The organism is Paenibacillus sp. JSM ZJ436, from assembly GCF_044383795.1.
GTDB lineage: Bacteria > Bacillota > Bacilli > Paenibacillales > Paenibacillaceae > Paenibacillus_AQ > Paenibacillus_AQ algicola.
Window position 1 is genome coordinate 144,090 of the sequence record NZ_JBISEO010000006.1, and the last position, 18,041, is coordinate 162,130.

The 18,041-nt window shown below is 52.9% G+C and carries 18 protein-coding genes and 1 other annotated feature; all 18 genes read left to right on the top strand.

Annotated elements, in window-relative coordinates:
- Positions 1-2 precede the first annotated feature (2 nt).
- The 18 genes from murG to ACH6EH_RS10235 all read left to right on the top strand — a co-directional run bounded on the left by murG (position 3) and on the right by ACH6EH_RS10235 (position 18,038).
- On the top strand, positions 3-1,112 hold the full coding sequence (gene murG, locus ACH6EH_RS10150; RefSeq protein WP_138225293.1) for an undecaprenyldiphospho-muramoylpentapeptide beta-N-acetylglucosaminyltransferase: 1,110 nt from the start codon (positions 3-5) through the stop codon (positions 1,110-1,112).
- A 155-nt stretch (positions 1,113-1,267) separates the two neighbouring features.
- Positions 1,268-2,176, top strand: a complete 909-nt coding sequence (gene murB, locus ACH6EH_RS10155) for a UDP-N-acetylmuramate dehydrogenase (protein WP_138225294.1) — start codon at positions 1,268-1,270, stop codon at positions 2,174-2,176.
- Between the two features lie 16 nt (positions 2,177-2,192).
- On the top strand, positions 2,193-3,476 hold the full coding sequence (gene murA, locus ACH6EH_RS10160) for a UDP-N-acetylglucosamine 1-carboxyvinyltransferase (RefSeq protein ID WP_138225295.1): 1,284 nt from the start codon (positions 2,193-2,195) through the stop codon (positions 3,474-3,476).
- Between the two features lie 65 nt (positions 3,477-3,541).
- Positions 3,542-4,312 carry a cell division protein FtsQ/DivIB gene (locus tag ACH6EH_RS10165; protein ID WP_138225296.1) on the top strand — a complete coding sequence of 257 codons (771 nt, stop codon included), beginning with the start codon at positions 3,542-3,544 and terminating at the stop codon, positions 4,310-4,312.
- A gap of 216 nt (positions 4,313-4,528) precedes the next feature.
- Complete coding sequence (gene ftsA, locus ACH6EH_RS10170; RefSeq protein WP_138225297.1) at positions 4,529-5,815, top strand: cell division protein FtsA; 1,287 nt, start codon at positions 4,529-4,531, stop codon at positions 5,813-5,815.
- A 57-nt stretch (positions 5,816-5,872) separates the two neighbouring features.
- Positions 5,873-6,991 (top strand): cell division protein FtsZ, encoded by a 1,119-nt coding sequence (ftsZ, locus tag ACH6EH_RS10175; RefSeq protein ID WP_397332223.1) that lies wholly within the window; start codon positions 5,873-5,875, stop codon positions 6,989-6,991.
- Between the two features lie 225 nt (positions 6,992-7,216).
- The gene (spoIIGA, locus tag ACH6EH_RS10180; RefSeq protein ID WP_397332224.1) at positions 7,217-8,179 is read left to right on the top strand and encodes a sigma-E processing peptidase SpoIIGA; all 963 of its coding nucleotides are present in this window, start codon (positions 7,217-7,219) and stop codon (positions 8,177-8,179) included.
- An 82-nt stretch (positions 8,180-8,261) separates the two neighbouring features.
- Positions 8,262-8,984 carry an RNA polymerase sporulation sigma factor SigE gene (gene sigE / locus ACH6EH_RS10185; protein WP_138225300.1) on the top strand — a complete coding sequence of 241 codons (723 nt, stop codon included), beginning with the start codon at positions 8,262-8,264 and terminating at the stop codon, positions 8,982-8,984.
- Positions 8,985-9,062: 78 nt separating this feature from the next.
- Entirely contained in the window at positions 9,063-9,845 is a 783-nt protein-coding gene (gene sigG / locus ACH6EH_RS10190; RefSeq protein WP_138225301.1) for an RNA polymerase sporulation sigma factor SigG, read from the top strand.
- A gap of 153 nt (positions 9,846-9,998) precedes the next feature.
- Positions 9,999-10,313, top strand: coding sequence for a YlmC/YmxH family sporulation protein (locus ACH6EH_RS10195; RefSeq protein ID WP_397332225.1), 315 nt, complete (start codon positions 9,999-10,001; stop codon positions 10,311-10,313).
- A gap of 63 nt (positions 10,314-10,376) precedes the next feature.
- Positions 10,377-11,225 carry a peptidoglycan editing factor PgeF gene (gene pgeF / locus ACH6EH_RS10200; protein ID WP_397332226.1) on the top strand — a complete coding sequence of 283 codons (849 nt, stop codon included), beginning with the start codon at positions 10,377-10,379 and terminating at the stop codon, positions 11,223-11,225.
- Between the two features lie 8 nt (positions 11,226-11,233).
- Entirely contained in the window at positions 11,234-11,914 is a 681-nt protein-coding gene (locus ACH6EH_RS10205; RefSeq protein ID WP_397332227.1) for a YggS family pyridoxal phosphate-dependent enzyme, read from the top strand.
- Positions 11,915-11,926: 12 nt separating this feature from the next.
- Positions 11,927-12,364, top strand: a complete 438-nt coding sequence (locus tag ACH6EH_RS10210) for a cell division protein SepF (protein ID WP_138225305.1) — start codon at positions 11,927-11,929, stop codon at positions 12,362-12,364.
- A 25-nt stretch (positions 12,365-12,389) separates the two neighbouring features.
- Positions 12,390-12,638, top strand: a complete 249-nt coding sequence (locus ACH6EH_RS10215) for a YggT family protein (RefSeq protein WP_397332228.1) — start codon at positions 12,390-12,392, stop codon at positions 12,636-12,638.
- Positions 12,639-12,665: 27 nt separating this feature from the next.
- Complete coding sequence (locus ACH6EH_RS10220; protein WP_397332327.1) at positions 12,666-13,448, top strand: YlmH family RNA-binding protein; 783 nt, start codon at positions 12,666-12,668, stop codon at positions 13,446-13,448.
- A gap of 71 nt (positions 13,449-13,519) precedes the next feature.
- Positions 13,520-14,014: a DivIVA domain-containing protein gene (locus ACH6EH_RS10225; RefSeq protein WP_397332229.1), complete on the top strand. Its 495-nt coding sequence runs from the start codon at positions 13,520-13,522 to the stop codon at positions 14,012-14,014.
- Between the two features lie 68 nt (positions 14,015-14,082).
- Positions 14,083-14,350, top strand: a binding site (T-box leader).
- An 83-nt stretch (positions 14,351-14,433) separates the two neighbouring features.
- Positions 14,434-17,520, top strand: a complete 3,087-nt coding sequence (ileS, locus tag ACH6EH_RS10230; RefSeq protein WP_397332230.1) for an isoleucine--tRNA ligase — start codon at positions 14,434-14,436, stop codon at positions 17,518-17,520.
- 218 nt (positions 17,521-17,738) lie between these two features.
- Positions 17,739-18,038, top strand: coding sequence for a DUF5665 domain-containing protein (locus tag ACH6EH_RS10235; protein WP_243895882.1), 300 nt, complete (start codon positions 17,739-17,741; stop codon positions 18,036-18,038).
- The last annotated feature ends 3 nt before the right edge of the window (positions 18,039-18,041 follow it).

Genomic DNA, 18,041 nt, shown 5'->3' on the forward strand with positions numbered 1-18,041 from the left:
GAATGCGTGTTGTATTAACCGGCGGCGGAACAGGGGGGCATATTTACCCCGCCGTGGCCATTGCCAGACAATGTGAGGCGGAAAGCGCAAACAACGCTTTTTTATATATCGGCAGTGAAAAAGGACTGGAAGCCAGACTCGTCCCGCAGGAGGGACTTCCCTTTGAAAGCATTGATATTACAGGCTTTCGGAGAAAGCTGTCTATGGATAATGTCAAAACGATTATGCGTTTTTTTAAAGGAGTAACCCGGAGCAAGAAGCTGCTGACTGAATTCAAGCCCGATGTCGTCATCGGTACCGGCGGGTATGTATGCGGACCGGTCGTTTATGCGGCAGCGAAGCTCGGTATACCGACGATGATTCATGAACAGAATGCCATTCCAGGACTGACCAACCAGTTTCTCAGCCGATATGCTGATACCGTGGCCGTCAGCTTCAAGGGCTCTGAAGGAGCGTTCCGAAAAGGAAAGCGCGTCGTGTATACCGGCAACCCCCGGGCAACCAGTGTGCAATCGGCGAATCGGGAACGCGGCTTCGCGTCTCTCGGGATTCCGATGAACAGCAAGGTCGTTCTGATTACCGGAGGCAGCCGGGGAGCCAGTGTGATCAACCAGGCGATGATTGGCATGGCCAGCAGGCTGGAGCAGCTTGAGGATGTTCATTTTGTGTACGTCACCGGAGACATTTATTTCGAAAAAACCCGCGAAGCCGTCCTGCAGATGCTGGGGACGATGCCAAACCGGCTGCATATTGTTCCTTATATCAACAACATGCCGGAGGTGCTGGCCGCAGCGTCGCTGATTGTTAACCGCGCCGGGGCTTCCTTTCTCGCGGAAATCACTTCACTGGGCATTCCGTCCATTCTCATTCCATCGCCCAATGTGACGAACAATCATCAGGAAGCCAATGCCAGGGAGCTGGAGGAGGCGGGGGCGTGCCGGATGATTCTGGAGAAAGAGCTTACTGAGGAACGGCTGTGGAAAGACATTACCGATATTGTTCAGGACCCGGCCCTTCAGGCCTCCATGTCCAGAGAGTCCAAACGTCTTGGAAAACCGGATTCAGCGGCGGTAATCCTGAAAGAAATACATCGATTAACGACGAGAATGTAAAACGGCTGGGCGGCTGTCACACACCTGTAGAGCCTTACATAAGATACTCTATAAATCGTGACAATCATCCAACAGCGGCCGGTATGACCCGAACACGGCCCTCTCTACTTCGGCAGGGAAACGGCTTTTTCGGTTTGATCAAGGAGGAAATCAGCATGCAGCAGCAATTGAAATCATTATTATCTACAAAACATGTCGGAGCGGTCCTCTGGAACGAGCCTTTGTCCAAGTACACGACCTGGAAGATCGGCGGACCTGCTGATGCTCTCATTATTCCGGAGACCAAGGAGCAGCTCTCCGAGCTGCTGCAGGCTCTGCACGAGGCCCGGATTCCATGGACTCAGCTGGGCCGAGGCTCTAACATGCTCGTGTCCGACAAGGGCATCCGCGGTGCGGTGATCAAGCTGGGGGAAGGGTTTGACGAGGTATCCTTTGATGGAGAGATCGTTACCGCCGGCGGAGGCCTGTCGTTCGTCAAGCTGAGTGTGCTGGCCGGGAAGGAAAGCTTGACCGGACTGGAATTCGCCGGAGGCATTCCGGGGTCGGTCGGAGGGGCCGTATACATGAATGCCGGCGCTCACGGATCTGATGTGTCACGTATATTCAAGTCCGCTGACATTGTGCTGGAAACTGGGGAATTGGTTACGTACGCTGCAAAGGATATGGAGTTCAGTTATCGTCACTCTATCCTGCATCAGCGTAAAGGTATCGTCGCCCGCGCGGAATTTCAACTGTGCCGGGGAGACAGGAAGGAGATTTCCGCAGCGATGGCCTCTTACAAGGACCGGCGCCGGCGTACACAGCCCCTGCAGTCTGCAACCGCCGGCAGCGTGTTCCGTAACCCGCCGGGGGATCATGCAGCCCGACTGATTGAGGCGGCCGGCTTGAAGGGACACCGGATCGGCGGTGCGGAAATATCCAGGCAGCATGCCAATTTCATCGAGAATACCGGCCAAGCGACAGCAGAGGACGTGCTCGCCCTTATGAAGATGGTTCAGGACACCATATCCGAGAACAACGGAGTCACCTTGGTTCCCGAAGTCTACGTCATGGGGGAGCGGTAAACTCGGAGGTGATACATTGGACAAATTGGTGATTGAGGGCGGAAGTCCTCTATCAGGAACTATACGTATCCATGGAGCAAAAAATGCCGCTTTACCGATACTCGCAGCCTGCCTTCTTGCAGAAGGACAGTTTAAGCTGAGCAATGTCCCGCATCTGCTGGACATCGAGGTCATGCTCAACATTCTCGGCCGTCTGGGGTCCAAGTGCAAGCATGAGCTGGAAAGTGTCACTGTGGATACAGCATCCGCCAATTCGTTTCATGTGCCGGAAGATTTAATGAAGCAGATGAGATCCTCCATCTTCTTGATGGGTCCTCTGCTGGCAAGGTTCGGAGAAGTAACGATCTACCAGCCCGGCGGCTGTGCCATCGGAGAACGTAAAATCGATCTTCATCTCCGGGGGCTGCAGGCGCTCGGAGCAGAGATTGACGAAAGCGACCAGAAGATTCATTGCAAGGCATCCCGGCTTGTCGGCGCAGACATTCATCTGGATTTCGCCAGTGTCGGCGCGACGGAGAACATCATGATGGCTGCCGCCACGGCGTCGGGAACGACCGTGCTGAGCAATGCGGCCCGCGAGCCGGAGATTCAGGATCTGCAAAATTTCCTGAACAGCATGGGTGCAAATATTATCGGCGCAGGAACCGATACGATCACGATTCACGGCGTCGAGAAGCTGCAGCCGTGTCAGTACGAAATCATTCCCGACCGCATCGTTGCAGGGACGGTGATGATCGCTGCGGCGGCCACCCGGGGCCAGGTTACCCTGACTCACTGCAATCCTTCCCACCTGAGCTCATTGATTCATGTGCTCAAGCGCGCAGGTGTTCAAACCAGCATCTGCAATGATATAATGACCGTAAGCTGTATGGCCCGGCCCAAAGCGGTGGAGCGGATCGTAACCTCTCCGTATCCCTCTTTTCCAACCGATCTGCAGTCTCAGGTCATGGTGCTCCTTTCCTTGGCTGACGGCTTTAGCATCATGAAGGAAACGGTGTTCGAAGGAAGGTTCAAGCATGTAGAAGAGCTGTGCCGCATGGGAGCGGACATCACGACCGACCTGAACTGCGCTTTCATTCGGGGGGTACAGCGAATCTACGGTGCGACTGTAGAAGCCACTGATCTTCGTGCAGGAGCTGCCCTCGTTATTGCAGGGCTGGCGGCTCAAGGCACTACCATTGTGGAGCAGGTGCATCATATTGACCGGGGATATGACAGGATCGAGAAGATGTTTCAAGGACTGGGAGCCAGAATGATGCGGCACTCACCCGTGACCAAGCCGCTGGATTTAGCAAATTGATCAGCTCGGTCATTCTCTTCGCAGGAACAAAGGGAATGACCGGGTCTTTTACAGGGAGAGAGGATATGCAGAACAACCACATTCCTGCGCTGAAAGAGGCTAGGCCCAAAGCACCCAAGGCTGCGAAAAAAATCATTCTTGTCCTGATGCTTCTGTTTGCTGCGCTGCTGGCCGTGCTTTTTTTTCGGTCTCCGCTGAGCAAGGTTTCGGACATATCCATTCAAGGAAATACCTTTCAGCCGGACAAGCTGCTCTTGGAGCAGGCGGGGCTGAAAGAAGGAATCCAGTTCTTCGGAGTGGATTCAGACCAGGTTCAGCAGGCCCTGGAAGCGGACGGAACCATTCAGGCTGCGAAGGTGGACAAGCGGTTTCCGGGTGTCATCGAGATTACGGTCGCCGAGCACCCGACGGTCGCGTTTGAAATTGCAGAGGATGGGGCGCTCCAGGCTATTTTGGCGACCGGGACATCGGTTCCGGTATCGGCCAGCGGGATCGCAGTCGAAAAGCCGATCCTAACGCATTGGGATCCAGAGGATCCCTTGAAGGCTCAGCTCAGTGAGGTGCTGGCGAAGATCCCGAACAGCCTGACCGCTGATATTTCCGAAATCACCCCGTCCCCGACGCCCTCGTTCCCCGACCGGATCAAGCTGTATACCCGCTCTAAATTCGAAGTGATTACAGCCGTTTCATTGCTGGGAAACAAGGTGGAATATTTGAATCAGGTCATTGAGATGCAGCAGCCTGGCTACATCACCATGCTGGAGGCGGATTCGTACGAGCCGTTTCAGCCTGAAGGCGAGCAGGACGAGGCCGCAGAGCCCACTACTCAGGAGTAGCAAAGAGTGGTACAATCATAGACAGCGCATGCCGTTTTCCCTTTTTTTTCTCTGACTTTTCGGCCCTGCTCTAGCAGATGTTGGCATTAAAAAAATTGTAGAAAAAAGAGGGATAGCACTGAGCGTGTGGAATAAGTAGAGAAGTGTTATTATGAAATAGTATTTATTTAATGATGAAATTATGAAACCAGATGAAAAACAGGAGGTGCCAGGGGCTTGAGCAACAATGACATCATTGTTAGTTTGGACATCGGTACATCCAAAGTTCGTGCTATTATTGGGGAAATTAATAATGGAACCTTTAATATTATTGGAGTTGGATCTGCCGACTCGGAGGGAATTCGAAAAGGTGCAATTGTAGATATCGATCAGACCGTACACTCGATCCGCGAAGCTGTGGATCATGCGGAGCGTATGGTCGGCATTCAAATATCCGAAGTGTACGTCGGCATTTCCGGGAATCATATCGGGCTTCAATCGAGTCACGGCGTCGTGGCGGTATCGAACGAGGATCGCGAGATTGGAGAAGAGGATATCGACCGGGTGCTGAAGGCAGCCGAGGTGGTTGCTCTTCCTCCGGATCGTGAAATTATCGATGTGGTAGCAAAGCAGTTTGTAGTTGACGGCTTAGAAGGTATTTCAGATCCCCGCGGAATGATCGGCGTCCGGCTAGAGGTGGAAGCTATCATTATTACGGGTGCCAAGACGGCCATACATAATCTTTTGCGTTGTGTGGAGAAATCCGACCTGAAGGTCAAGGACCTCGTTCTGGTTCCCCTGGGATCAGGCCAGCTGGCGCTGTCGAAGGATGAGAAGACCATGGGCTCCGTGCTTGTTGATGTCGGCGCAGGCTCTACCAGTATTGCAGTGTTTGAAGGCGGCAGTATTGCAGCCACCTCCACGCTTCCCATTGGCGGCGATTTCGTAACGAATGACATTGCTTACGGTCTGCGTACCTTGACCGACCAAGCGGAGAAGGTCAAGCTGAAATACGGCTGTGCGTGGCTCGAGAGCGCCGCTTCAGACGTAACCTTTAAGGTAACCCGGATCGGCAGCAATGTGGACAAGGAGTTTACCCAGGAGGATTTGGCAGCCATTGTGGAGCCGCGGGTTCAGGAAATTTTCCAGATGATCCGTCAGGAAGTAAAGCGCCTGGGTTACAATGAGCTTCCCGGAGGTTATATACTTACGGGTGGTACTATGTCTATGCCTGGTGTGCTGCAGGTGGCACAGAACGAACTGGCTGCGTCCGTCCGTATATCCTCACCGGATTATATCGGCGTTCGCGATCCAGGATACTGCAGTGGTGTCGGCATCCTTCACAGCGCAATCCGCAGCATGCGGGTGCGCACTACAGGAGGCAGCACCTCCGCAGGAAACAGCAACAGCAAAAAACCGGTGAACCGCGCCAAGCAAAATCCTGCCGCAGCAGCTCAGGAAGAAAGCAGCCAGAAGCCGGGATTTATTGAACGAATAAAAAATATGTTCAGCGAATTTATTTAGCGGGTTCATTTGGCAGTGGACGTGCCATCCACGCACATTGAGGGGGAGATGGAATAGATGTTGGAATTTGATTTCGAAATGGAAAGCCTGGCCCAGATCAAGGTCATCGGGGTAGGCGGCGGTGGCAGCAATGCTGTGAACCGCATGATTGAGAACGGCGTACAGGGCGTCGAATTTATTACCGTAAATACAGACGCTCAAGCCCTTCACCTTGCAAAATCCGAACATAAACTCCAGATCGGGGACAAGCTTACACGCGGCTTGGGCGCCGGCGCGAATCCGGATGTCGGTAAGAAGGCGGCAGAAGAGTCCCGCGATCTGATTATGAACACGCTCAAGGGCGCAGATATGGTGTTTGTTACAGCGGGCATGGGCGGAGGAACCGGTACCGGCGCAGCCCCGGTGATTGCTGAAATCGCCAAAGAGTGCGGAGCATTGACGGTGGGTGTAGTCACTCGCCCGTTTACCTTTGAAGGCCGCAAGCGTTCCTCCCATGCGGAGGTAGGCATCGAGTCTCTCAAGGAAAAGGTAGACACCCTGATTGTCATTCCGAACGACCGGCTATTGGAAATTGTCGATAAAAAGACGCCGATGCTGGAAGCATTCCGGGAAGCCGACAACGTGCTTCGCCAGGCGGTACAAGGCATTTCCGACCTGATCGCGGTTCCGGGATTGATCAACCTTGACTTTGCTGACGTCAAGACCATTATGACAGAGCGCGGCTCTGCATTGATGGGCATTGGAATGGCAACAGGCGAGAATCGGGCAGCAGAGGCAGCACGTAAAGCCATTATGAGCCCGCTCCTGGAAACCTCGATTGAAGGAGCCAGAGGCGTGATCATGAATATTACCGGGGGATCCAATCTATCCCTGTATGAGGTCAATGAAGCGGCCGAGATCGTAACCTCAGCCTCCGACCCGGAGGTCAATATGATCTTCGGTGCCATCATTGATGAGAATATGAAGGAAGAAATCAAGGTGACCGTTATTGCCACTGGCTTTGAAACGAAGCCTGCGACTCCGCCTCAAATGCGCCGTCCGGCTCCTCAAAGTGAGCAGCAGTCCCAGCCCTCTGACAAAGGGAATGTGAATCTCCGGCCTTTTGGCAATCAGGTAAGCAATGATCAACTGGATATTCCAACCTTCCTTCGGAATCGATCCCGTAACAACGACTAATACAGGAACGCAGAGATCTATGCGCTGCGGAACCCTGCTGGATAGAATAAAGGCCGGCCTTCGGGCCGGTTTTTTTCTGTCACACCCCTTCATTCGACAAAAAAAGTCGGAGCACAGCCCCCATGTTTAGACAGACTTTGAAGAGACATCTTCTTTATACTGTTCATATCTCCCATACCCATCCTTGATGACCGAAAATTCCGGCTAAGCGGGTGAAGGCCCCAAATGGTGTATATTGACCTGATCTTTCTAGTGAATCTGATTATTGATGGATTGCTGCTAGCTTTGACTGCCTGGATGCGCAAAATCAAGCCCAAGCGCTGGAGACTGCTGCTTTCGGCATTCACGGGCGCCATGTATGTTCTGATGATGTTTCTGCCCCCGTTCAACTTTATGTTTACCTTTGTAATTAAGTTCGTGCTGTCTCTGGCCATGCTATGGATCGCTTTCGGCTTCATAAGCCTGCAAAGCTACCTGCGCAATCTGGGCACGTTCTATATGGTCAACTTCGCTGCTGCGGGCGGAATCGTGGGCTTTCATTATTTGCTGCAGAGCTCGGGTGAATTGTTCAGCGGAATATGGTATACGGCCTCGGGAGGGCTTACCTTTGAGTTAAAAATCAGCTTTTGGTTTATTGCGATCGGTTTTTTTGCGGCGATTACCTTGTTCCGTGCGGTTCAGACAAGCAGGCGCCAGGTGGAGCAGCGGGAAACGCTGCTAGGGGAGGTTATCGTAGTCATGGGGGACGTTACGGTGTCCTGCACGGGGCTGCTGGATACAGGCAATCAGCTGAGTGATCCGCTTACCCGTATGCCCGTCATGGTCATGGAGGCTTCGCTATGGGAAGAAAGCATACCGTCCTCCTGGAGAGCGAGGCTGTCTGAACCGGACAAACTTATCCTGGAGCTGGGCGAGGCTGCAGGGGAGCTGCAGGACCGCCTCCGGCTGGTTCCTTATCGCGGAATTAACCGCGGAGCGGCCTTTATGCTGGCGATGAAGCCGGACCGCGCCCGGATTGTAATGAACGGCGAAGTGCATGAAAGCACGAGACTGCTGATCGGGCTTGATGGCGGAGTCTTATCCAGTGACGGCGCGTACCGGGCGATTATTCACCCGGAGCTGGCATCCAGCCCGGTGGAGGAAATCCGGAGCGAGAAGCCCAAGAGCGCGACTTCTAGCGCCATGTAAAAAGAAAACGGAGAAATGCCAGGTTTATGCTTACGAAGTTAGCATTTCTTCTTCGAAGAAATGCTTTTAGGAGGACAAAAAAATGCCCGTCAAATGGAGATTAGCGCTGCAGCTGCAGTATTACCGTGTTCTGTTCTTGCTCGGCCTCAAAAGCCAGGAGGTCTACTACATAGGAGGCAGTGAGGCCCTGCCGCCCCCTTTGACCCGGGAGGAAGAGGAATATCTCCTCAAGAAGCTGCCCACCGGGGACGCCGCCATCCGGGCGATGCTGATCGAACGCAACCTCCGGCTGGTCGTATATATCGCGCGTAAATTCGAAAACACCGGCATTAACATCGAGGATCTGGTGTCAATCGGAGCGATCGGCTTGATCAAGGCGGTGAATACGTTCGATCCGGAGAAGAAGATCAAGCTGGCGACCTATGCCTCACGCTGTATTGAGAACGAGATCCTGATGTATCTCAGACGCAATAACAAAACGCGAAGCGAGGTATCTTTTGACGAGCCGCTGAACATCGACTGGGACGGCAATGAGCTGCTTCTCTCTGATGTGCTCGGCACGGAGAATGATACCATTTACCGCAACATTGAGGAGCAGGTAGACCGTAAGCTGCTGCAGAAGGCGCTGGATAAGCTGAGCGACCGGGAACGGCTTATTATGGAGCTGCGCTTTGGCCTGCAGGATGGTGAAGAGAAGACGCAGAAGGACGTCGCGGATCTGCTCGGCATCTCCCAGTCATACATATCTCGATTGGAGAAAAGGATCATTAAGCGGCTGCGTAAGGAATTCAACAAGATGGTTTAGATGGAAAAGGAAAGGAATAAAATGAGCCTCTCAGGAGATAATGTACAGTAATGTTTCTCCTTGGGAGGTTTAGTCAGCATGACTCGAAACAAAGTTGAGATTTGCGGTGTGGATACGGCCAAACTGCCGGTTCTGACCAATGCAGAAATGAGGCATCTGTTCCACGAGCTTCAGCAGAATCATGACCGGTCAGCCAGAGAGAAATTAGTGAATGGCAACCTGCGGCTCGTGCTCAGTGTCATTCAGCGATTTAACAATCGCGGTGAATTTGTCGATGATCTGTTCCAGGTAGGCTGTATCGGCCTGATGAAAGCCATTGATAATTTCGATCTTTCCCAAAATGTCAAGTTTTCAACGTATGCCGTCCCGATGATCATTGGCGAAATCCGGCGCTACCTGAGGGACAACAATCCGATCCGCGTCTCCCGTTCATTGCGCGACATTGCGTATAAGGCGCTGCAGATTCGGGATCAGCTGACGAATGTGAATTCACGGGAACCGACGATTTTTGAAATCTCGGAGGCGCTTAATGTTCCGAAGGAGGATGTGGTGTTCGCGCTGGACGCCATCCAGGACCCGGTTTCACTGTTCGAACCCATTTATCATGACGGCGGAGACCCCATCTACGTGATGGATCAGATCAGTGATGACAAGAATAAGGATATTACCTGGATTGAAGAGATTGCACTGCGTGAGGCGATGCACAAGCTGGGACAACGGGAGAAAATGATCCTGTCAATGCGCTTCTACGAAGGCAAAACCCAAATGGAGGTCGCCGACGAAATCGGCATTTCACAGGCCCAGGTGTCCCGTCTTGAAAAGTCCGCCATCAAGCAGATGCAAAAGCACGTTAAAACTTAATAGCCCATTTGACATGCAATAGGTCCTCTATAACAGCTGCGATCCCGGTAAACGGGATCGTTTTTTATGTCTGAAAGAAGCTTATTTCCTGCCCTGACGTCATATAGTGGTAGCAGTACGACAATACGAGAACCAGATGGTGGGGAAAAGGATATGAAGATTTCTGATTTTCAGACAAAGGACGTTATCAATATTGTGGATGGCAGGCGGCTTGGTCAGGTCAGCGATCTGGAGCTTGATTTAAGGCAGGGGCGCATTGACGCCATTGTCGTCCCCAGCTACGGTAAATTTATGGGGCTGTTTGGCGGGGGAAGCGACCTTATTATACCTTGGCGCAATATCGTCAAGATCGGGTCCGATGTCGTGCTGGTCAAGATGGAAGAAGTCCGCAAGACCGTGGAAGAGCCGAGTGCAGAGACCTATGTGGAGACACCGGAGACACAGCGCCGGGATCGAAAAATGTATTGAGAGCTGAGCTGCGATGTAGCGCAGCTCATTTTCTGGTACACTGATGTTGAGGTGAGTGGAGAAATGGATGTATTCAAACAGCAGGAGCCGGAGACGCCGCTGCACTTTACGCTTTCTTCCTGGGATCAAGAAGAAGGCGGAATAACTGCCGGCTTTACCGGCCGCAGGGGTGGTCTTGGAACGGCTCCGTACGATACATTGAATTTGGCGTTTCACGTCGGGGATGATCATGATACCGTCATCCATAACCGCCGTATGCTTGCAGAACACCTCGGCTTTACCCTGCAGGACTGGACCTGCGCCGAGCAGGTGCATGGACGCAGGATTGCCGTCATTGGGGAGAAGGATCGCGGAGCGGGCAGCACCGGCCGCCATACAGCCATTCAGGATAGTGATGGCCTGCTGACAAACGTTCCGGGGGTGCTGCTGACTTCTTTTTATGCCGACTGTGTGCCCTTGTATTTCCTGGACCCGGTACGCGGTGTTGTGGGTCTGGCTCATGCCGGCTGGAAAGGGACCGTATCCGGTATCGCTGAAGCCATGGTTGAGCGGATGAATGAGCATTACGGCAGCCGCTCGGCTGACATCCGGTGCGCCATCGGGCCCTCGATCGGGATGTGCTGCTACGAGGTGGATCAGGTGGTCATGGCGCGGATTGCCGGGCTGCAGCTTTCGCGAGAGCGACAGGAACGCCAGAGGGAACCTTTTTTTGAGGAAAAAGGCGGCGGTAAGACGATGCTAAACTTGAAAGAAATAAACAGACACATTATGATAAAAGCAGGAATATTGGCGGATCATATCGAATGTACTACATGGTGCACGAGCTGCCGCAATGACTTGTTTTTCTCATACCGGAAGGACGGCGGCGTTACAGGACGTATGGCTAGCTGGATGGGAATCAGAAAGAGGTGAGCTTTCCCTTGGGTTTGAAAGAGCGCGTAGACCTGGTAGAGCAGCGGATCAGCGAGGCCTGCCGGCGAAGCGGAAGATCGCGGAATGAGGTGAAGGTGATCGCTGTGACGAAATATGTCTCGACAGCGATGACCGAAGAGGTGCTTCAAGAGGGCATCGTTCACATTGGCGAGAACCGCTGGCAGACTGCTGAGGAGAAATGGCGTGCTTTGGGAGAGCGGGGGATTTGGCATTTTATCGGCCATCTTCAGAGCAATAAGGTGAAGGATGTCATCGGCAAGTTTTCATATATTCATTCGCTGGACAGGCTTTCCCTGGCCAAGGAGCTCGACCGGCGGGCCGAGCAGCTGGACCTGACCGTATCCGCTTTGGTTCAGGTCAATATTTCAGGCGAGTCCACCAAATACGGACTGAAGCCGGAACAGGCCGCTGACTTTCTTAAAACATTGAGCGGCATGAAGCATATTCAGGTTCAGGGTTTAATGACCATGGCTCCTTATGAATCGTCTGCAGAGGATACAAGACCGGTATTCCGCGGATTGAGACAGCTAAGAAACGAGTTGAACAGACAGGCGCTGACGCCGGAGCCAATGACGGAGCTTTCGATGGGAATGTCTAATGATTTCGAGGTCGCCATTGAAGAAGGAGCGACCTGGGTGCGTCTGGGCTCTATTTTAGTGGGAAAGTAGGAGGAATGCTTCATGGGTGTGATGAACCGGTTTATGAATTTCCTCGGCTTGCAGGAGGAAGAAGAGGTTGTGGAGCGTGAAGTGCTGGACGAGCCGGAGGAGCAGCCTCCGGTGGACAACCGTAGAAACCTTAAAGGCGGCAATGTGGTGAGTATACATTCTCAGAAAAATGTGAAGGTTGTATTAATCGAGCCCCGCTCCTATGAGGAGGCGCAGGAAATTGCAGATCAGCTGAAATCCTACCGCTCGGTCGTGGTCAATCTCCAGCGCGTACGGAATGATCAGGCCTTGAGAATCATAGATTTTCTAAGCGGAACGGTTTATGCTCTGGGAGGCGGGATTTCCAAGCTTGGTGGTAATATTTTTCTCTGCACCCCGGACACCGTAGAAATTCAGGGCTCCATCTCGGAAATTCTCGGTGAGGAGCACGAGTATAACAGAATGAGGTGAGTGTTGCTTGACAGGTCTTGTAAGCTTGGTAGATGTGTTATTTCAAATTTATTTCTATATGATTCTGGTCTATGTTCTTATGTCATGGCTGCCGAACGTAAGGGAGAGCTTTATTGGTGAGCTGCTGGGCAAGCTGGTAGAGCCATACCTGGCGCCTTTCCGCAGATTTATTCCGCCGATTGGCGGAATGCTGGATATTTCTCCGATTGTGGCCCTGTTCGTCTTGCGTCTGGCCCAGAACGGTGTATACGCCATTATTGGCTATCTAAGCTAACGTTAAGAAGGGACACGGGATAAGATGATGCAGCCAGATATATACAACCATTTTCACCGGGATGAACGTGATTTCGTGGACAAGGCCTGGGAATGGGTAGAGCATGCCGGTCAATATCACGAGGTGAAGCTGACGGATTTTCTGGATCCGCGCCAGCGCTATATTTTGGAGAGCCTGGCCCATCGCCATCCCGATGTCCATGTTTTTTTTGAGGGGGGGCATCCGGATGCGGAGAGAACGCGCGGCTGGGTCGCCCCGGATTACCGGGACCCTGCCGGAGAGGATTGGGGGCTGCAGGTGCTGTCTGTGACCTCAGGGGACCAGAAGTTTCTGGCGCTGGAGCATGGTGATTACATGGGCTCTATTCTGGGGCTTGGCATCAAGCGGTCCAAGATCGGAGATATTCATGTCTTGGAAGATGGCTGTCATGCAGTCGTAAGCGCTGATATTTCATCTTATCTGCACCTCAATTTAAGCCAGGTTCACCGGGTTCATGTGATGACAGAGATTCTGCCTGTGGAGAAGCTCCGCGTGAAGGAGACGAAGCTGCAGGAAATGGAGCTGACAGTGGCGTCACTTCGGCTGGACGGCATTAGCAGTGACGTTCACCGCATGAGCCGCGCCAAGATTCTCGACCCTATCAAGGCAGGACGATGCCGGGTCAACTGGAAGGTGGAGGAAGACCCTTCTGCGATCCTTAGTGACGGCGACATGGTCTCGATCCAGGGATTGGGAAGGTTTAAGGTGCTTGAAACCGGTGGGCTGACGAAGAAAGGGCGATACCGCGTCAAGGTCGGCAAATATACTTGAGCCGTTTGAAGGAATTGCCGTTTTTTTGTCGAAAACCAAGAGCAAGCTCATATTTATAGGAGGTGGACATCATGTCATTAACGCCGCTGGATATACATAATAAGGAGTTTTCCCGCCGGCTCCGCGGTTATGACGAGGATGAGGTCAATGAGTTTCTGGACCAGGTCATTAAGGATTACGAGAGTGTGATCCGCGAGAACAAGGAAATGAAGAACCAGCTGATGGCTATGCAGGAGCGGCTGGATCATTTTACGAATATCGAAGAGACGCTGTCCAAGACGATCATTGTTGCTCAGGAAGCGGCCGATGAGGTCAAGATTAATGCCAAGAAGGAAGCCGAGCTCATCGTGAAGGAATCGGAGAAGAATGCCGACCGGATTATCAATGACGCCCTCGGGAAGTCACGGAAGATCGCGCTGGAGGTAGAGGAGCTCAAGAAGCAGGCGTCCATCTACCGTACACGCTTCCGCTCGTTGGTGGAGGCTCAGCTGGAGCTTCTGAAGCATGACGGGTGGGAATCGCTGGAGAAGCGTGAGCCGAGCCTGGAAACCCGGGAAGCTTACTAGGAATACGCCAGAGTTGACATTTGGATGTAAAGGGACTATAACTATTATCATAACTAGGAATGTATAGTGTGAATTCGTTGATGGGATAAGTACTTTGGGACATCTGATCTCCAGAGAGTTGGCCGCGTGCTGAAAGCCAATGTTCAGACCTTAAAGGAAGATCCTCCCGGAGAAGCTGTGCCGAAGCAGTGTAAGAGCTTGTGGGTAGGCAGCAGCCGTATGACCGAACGTTACATCGGTACCATGCCCTTGAGCATGGACTTAAGGTGCCGTTGTGCAGTCAATGCAGCTACGGAATTAGGGTGGTCACGCGAGCGAAAGGTTCTCGTCCCTTACAGGGGCGGGGGCCTCTTTTTGTGGATTTCTGCTGGAATACACATGGAAATTTAACCTGCACAAGGAAAGGAAGAACGACACGTATGAACAAAGTGGATGTGAAGGAAAGAGCGAGGAGCCGGGAGCTCCGGATTCTGGAGAAATGGAATAAGGAAGACATCTTCAAGAAATCCATCACGAACCGTGAAGGTAAGCCGCATTACGTCTTCTATGAAGGTCCTCCGACGGCCAACGGAGCCCCCCATATCGGGCATGTGCTGGGCCGGGTCATCAAGGATTTTGTCGGCCGCTATCAAACGATGAAGGGCTACAAGGTGATCCGCAAAGCGGGCTGGGATACGCATGGCCTGCCGGTGGAGCTAGGGGTTCAGAAGCAGCTGGGAATCTCCGGCAAGCATGAAATCGAGAATTACGGCGTCGAGGATTTCATCAAGAAATGTAAGGCAAGCGTGTTTGAATATGAGCACAAATGGCGGGAGCTGACCGAAGCGATCGGATACTGGACGGATCTCGACGATCCTTACATCACCCTGCAGAATGAATACATTGAGAGTGTATGGAACATCCTGGCTACCATTCATGACAAGGGCCTCTTGTACCGGGGACACCGGGTCAGCCCGTATTGTCCGGACTGCCAGACGACTCTAAGCTCTCACGAAGTCGCACAAGGATACGAGGATGTGAAGGACCTCAGCGCGACTGCGAAGTTCAAGCTTCAGGACAGCGGCGAATATGTGCTGGCCTGGACGACGACGCCTTGGACACTGCCTTCCCACGTTGCCCTGGCCGTGAACCCGGATATGGATTATGCCCGTGTCGAGCAGGAAGACGGTATTTACATCGTTGCGAAGAATTTGGTGGAAGCAGTGATGAAGGGCGATTACACGGTGCTCTCGACCGTGAAAGGGTCTGAGCTGGTGGGCAAGAGCTATACCCCTCCTTTTACGTACGTCAAGCCGGAAAAAGGCAATATCATCGTAGGCGCCTCCTTCGTGACGGATGCAAGCGGAACCGGTATTGTGCATATGGCACCGGCGCATGGGGAGGATGATTACCGTACTTGTCGGGAGCATGGCATCAGCTTTGTTAACGTGGTCAATGCGCAGGGCCGTTACACCGAAGAAGTGACGGATTTTGCGGGCCGCTTCGTGAAGGACTGTGATCTTGACATTGTAAAAGCTCTGTCCGAGCAGGGCCTGCTCTACAGCAAGGAAAAGTACGAGCACAGCTATCCCTTCTGCTGGCGCTGTAAATCTCCGCTATTGTACTATGCGATGGAAAGCTGGTTTATCGAGACCACCGCAGTCAAGGATCAGCTGATTGAGAACAACAATTCAGTAACCTGGTACCCTGGTCATGTACGTGACGGACGCTTTGGTAAATTTCTGGAGGATCTGGTGGACTGGAACATCAGCCGGAACCGTTACTGGGGAACTCCGCTGAATGTATGGGTTTGCCCGTCCGGCAAGCATCAGTTCGTTCCTCATAGTCTCTCCGAGCTTCGAGAGCATGCCGTTGGAGACGTGCCGGAGGATCTGGAGCTGCACAAGCCCTACGTGGATGCGGTTAAGGTAAAGTGTCCTCACTGTGAAGAAGTGATGGAGCGTACGTCAGAGGTTATTGATGTCTGGTTTGATTCCGGCTCCATGCCGTTTGCCCAATATCATTATCCGTTCAAGGAAGACAGCCTGTTCCAGAATCAGTACCCGGCAGACATGATCTGCGAAGGGATTGATCAGACTCGTGGCTGGTTCTACAGCCTGCTGGCGGTATCCACGCTGTTCACGGGCAAAGCCCCGTACAAGGCGGTGATGGCGACCGGGCATATCCTGGATGAGAACGGACAGAAAATGTCCAAATCCAAAGGAAATGTCATTGACCCATGGGAGATCATTGACGAATACGGTACGGACGCTTTCCGCTGGGCGCTGCTAGCCGACAGTGCACCTTGGAACAGCAAGCGGTTCTCCAGAGGCATCGTCGGTGAAGCCAAGTCCAAGGTGATTGATACACTGGTGAATACACATGCATTCCTGACCTTGTATGCAGGCATCGATGGATATAACCCGGCAGAGCATGAGTTCAAGGGCTCGGACCACAAGCTGGACCGATGGATTCTGTCCCGGTTGAACAGCCTGATCCAAACCGTGGATAAAGGCTTGGCGGTCAATGACTTCCTGAATGCTGCCAAAGCGATTGAGGCTTATGTGGATGAGCTGAGCAACTGGTATATCCGTCGTTCGCGCGATCGTTTCTGGGGCAGCGGCCTGGGTGAGGATAAGCTGGCTGCTTACGGCACCCTGACTTATGTTCTTGTAACCTTGTCCAAAGTCATGGCGCCGTTTACGCCTATGCTTGCCGAGGATATCTTCGTGAACCTGGGCGGCGGCGAAAGTGTCCATCTGGCCGACTTCCCTGCAGCCGATGAGTCCATGATTGACAAGACACTGGAGCAGGATATGGAATCGGCTCGCCAAATCGTTGAATTAGCCCGGAATGTGCGTAACGAGACGGCAATCAAGACGCGTCAGCCTCTCTCGGAGCTGATCATTTCCATGGACCGCGAGTTCCATCTGGCGGATTACGAGGCCATCATTAAGGACGAGATCAATGTGAAGAGCATTGTGGTTGAAAACAGCGACAGCGGCTTTGTTGATTTCACGCTGAAGCTGAACCTCAAGGCTGCCGGCAAGAAGTATGGCAAGAATGTCGGCTTTCTGCAGGGCTTCCTGAAAGGAATGAATCCGGACGAAACGCGGACCGTTGTGCAGAACGGCGGAGTGAACGTGACGTCACCGGATGGGCAGGAGCTGAATCTGACTGCAGAGGAGTTGCTGGTGGAGAAGCAGGCGAAGGAAGGCTTTGCATCTGCTTCCGGCTATGGCCTGACGGTAGCGCTCAACACCGATATTACGCCAGAGCTGGAGCAGGAGGGCTGGGTGCGTGAGGTTGTGCGTGCAATTCAGGATACGCGCAAGAAGCTTGATCTGCCCATTGAGAAGCGTGTGAAGCTGACGCTGGAATGCGATCCGGTGCTGCAGGCTGCCATTACGGCATTCCAGGACGTATTGCAGGAAAATGTCCTTGTTACGGGCGTGTCCTTTGGTACTGAAGGAGAGATGGAACGGGTAGAGCTCGGCGGTAAAAGCGTAGGCATTCACATGGCCTAACTGCTGGTGAAGGTGATCACCCTAACGAAGGAGCTGTTCTTGACAGCCGGAGACGAGAAATCTCCGGCTGCAGAACAGCTCTTTTTTTGGTGGAAGAAGCCTTGAAGAATGCCAATGCGGCTCCTGTCACATAATAGGTAGGATATGAAAGCGACAAGGGGGAACAGGTCGTGGCGGAAAGGACAGAAACCGGTGCAGCTCCGGCGCATGAGGCGTCCCTGAACACGGAAGAAGAAAAGGTCAGCCGGATGTACCAGCTGACCGTAAGCATGGCGCAGCAGCTGGAGAAATCCCGGATTCAGGAATATACGCAGCTGCTGCACCGCCCCTGGAAGCTGGTAGGCTTGAACCTGCTTGCCGGTACAGCCCGGGGGATCGGGATTGCGATTGGATTTACTTTTTTTGCGGCGACGATTATTTATCTGCTTCAGGCACTGGGTGCCTTAAATCTTCCGATTGTCGGGGATTATATCGCAGATATTGTACAGATTGTTCAGCGCCAGCTGGAGCTGCGATAGAGC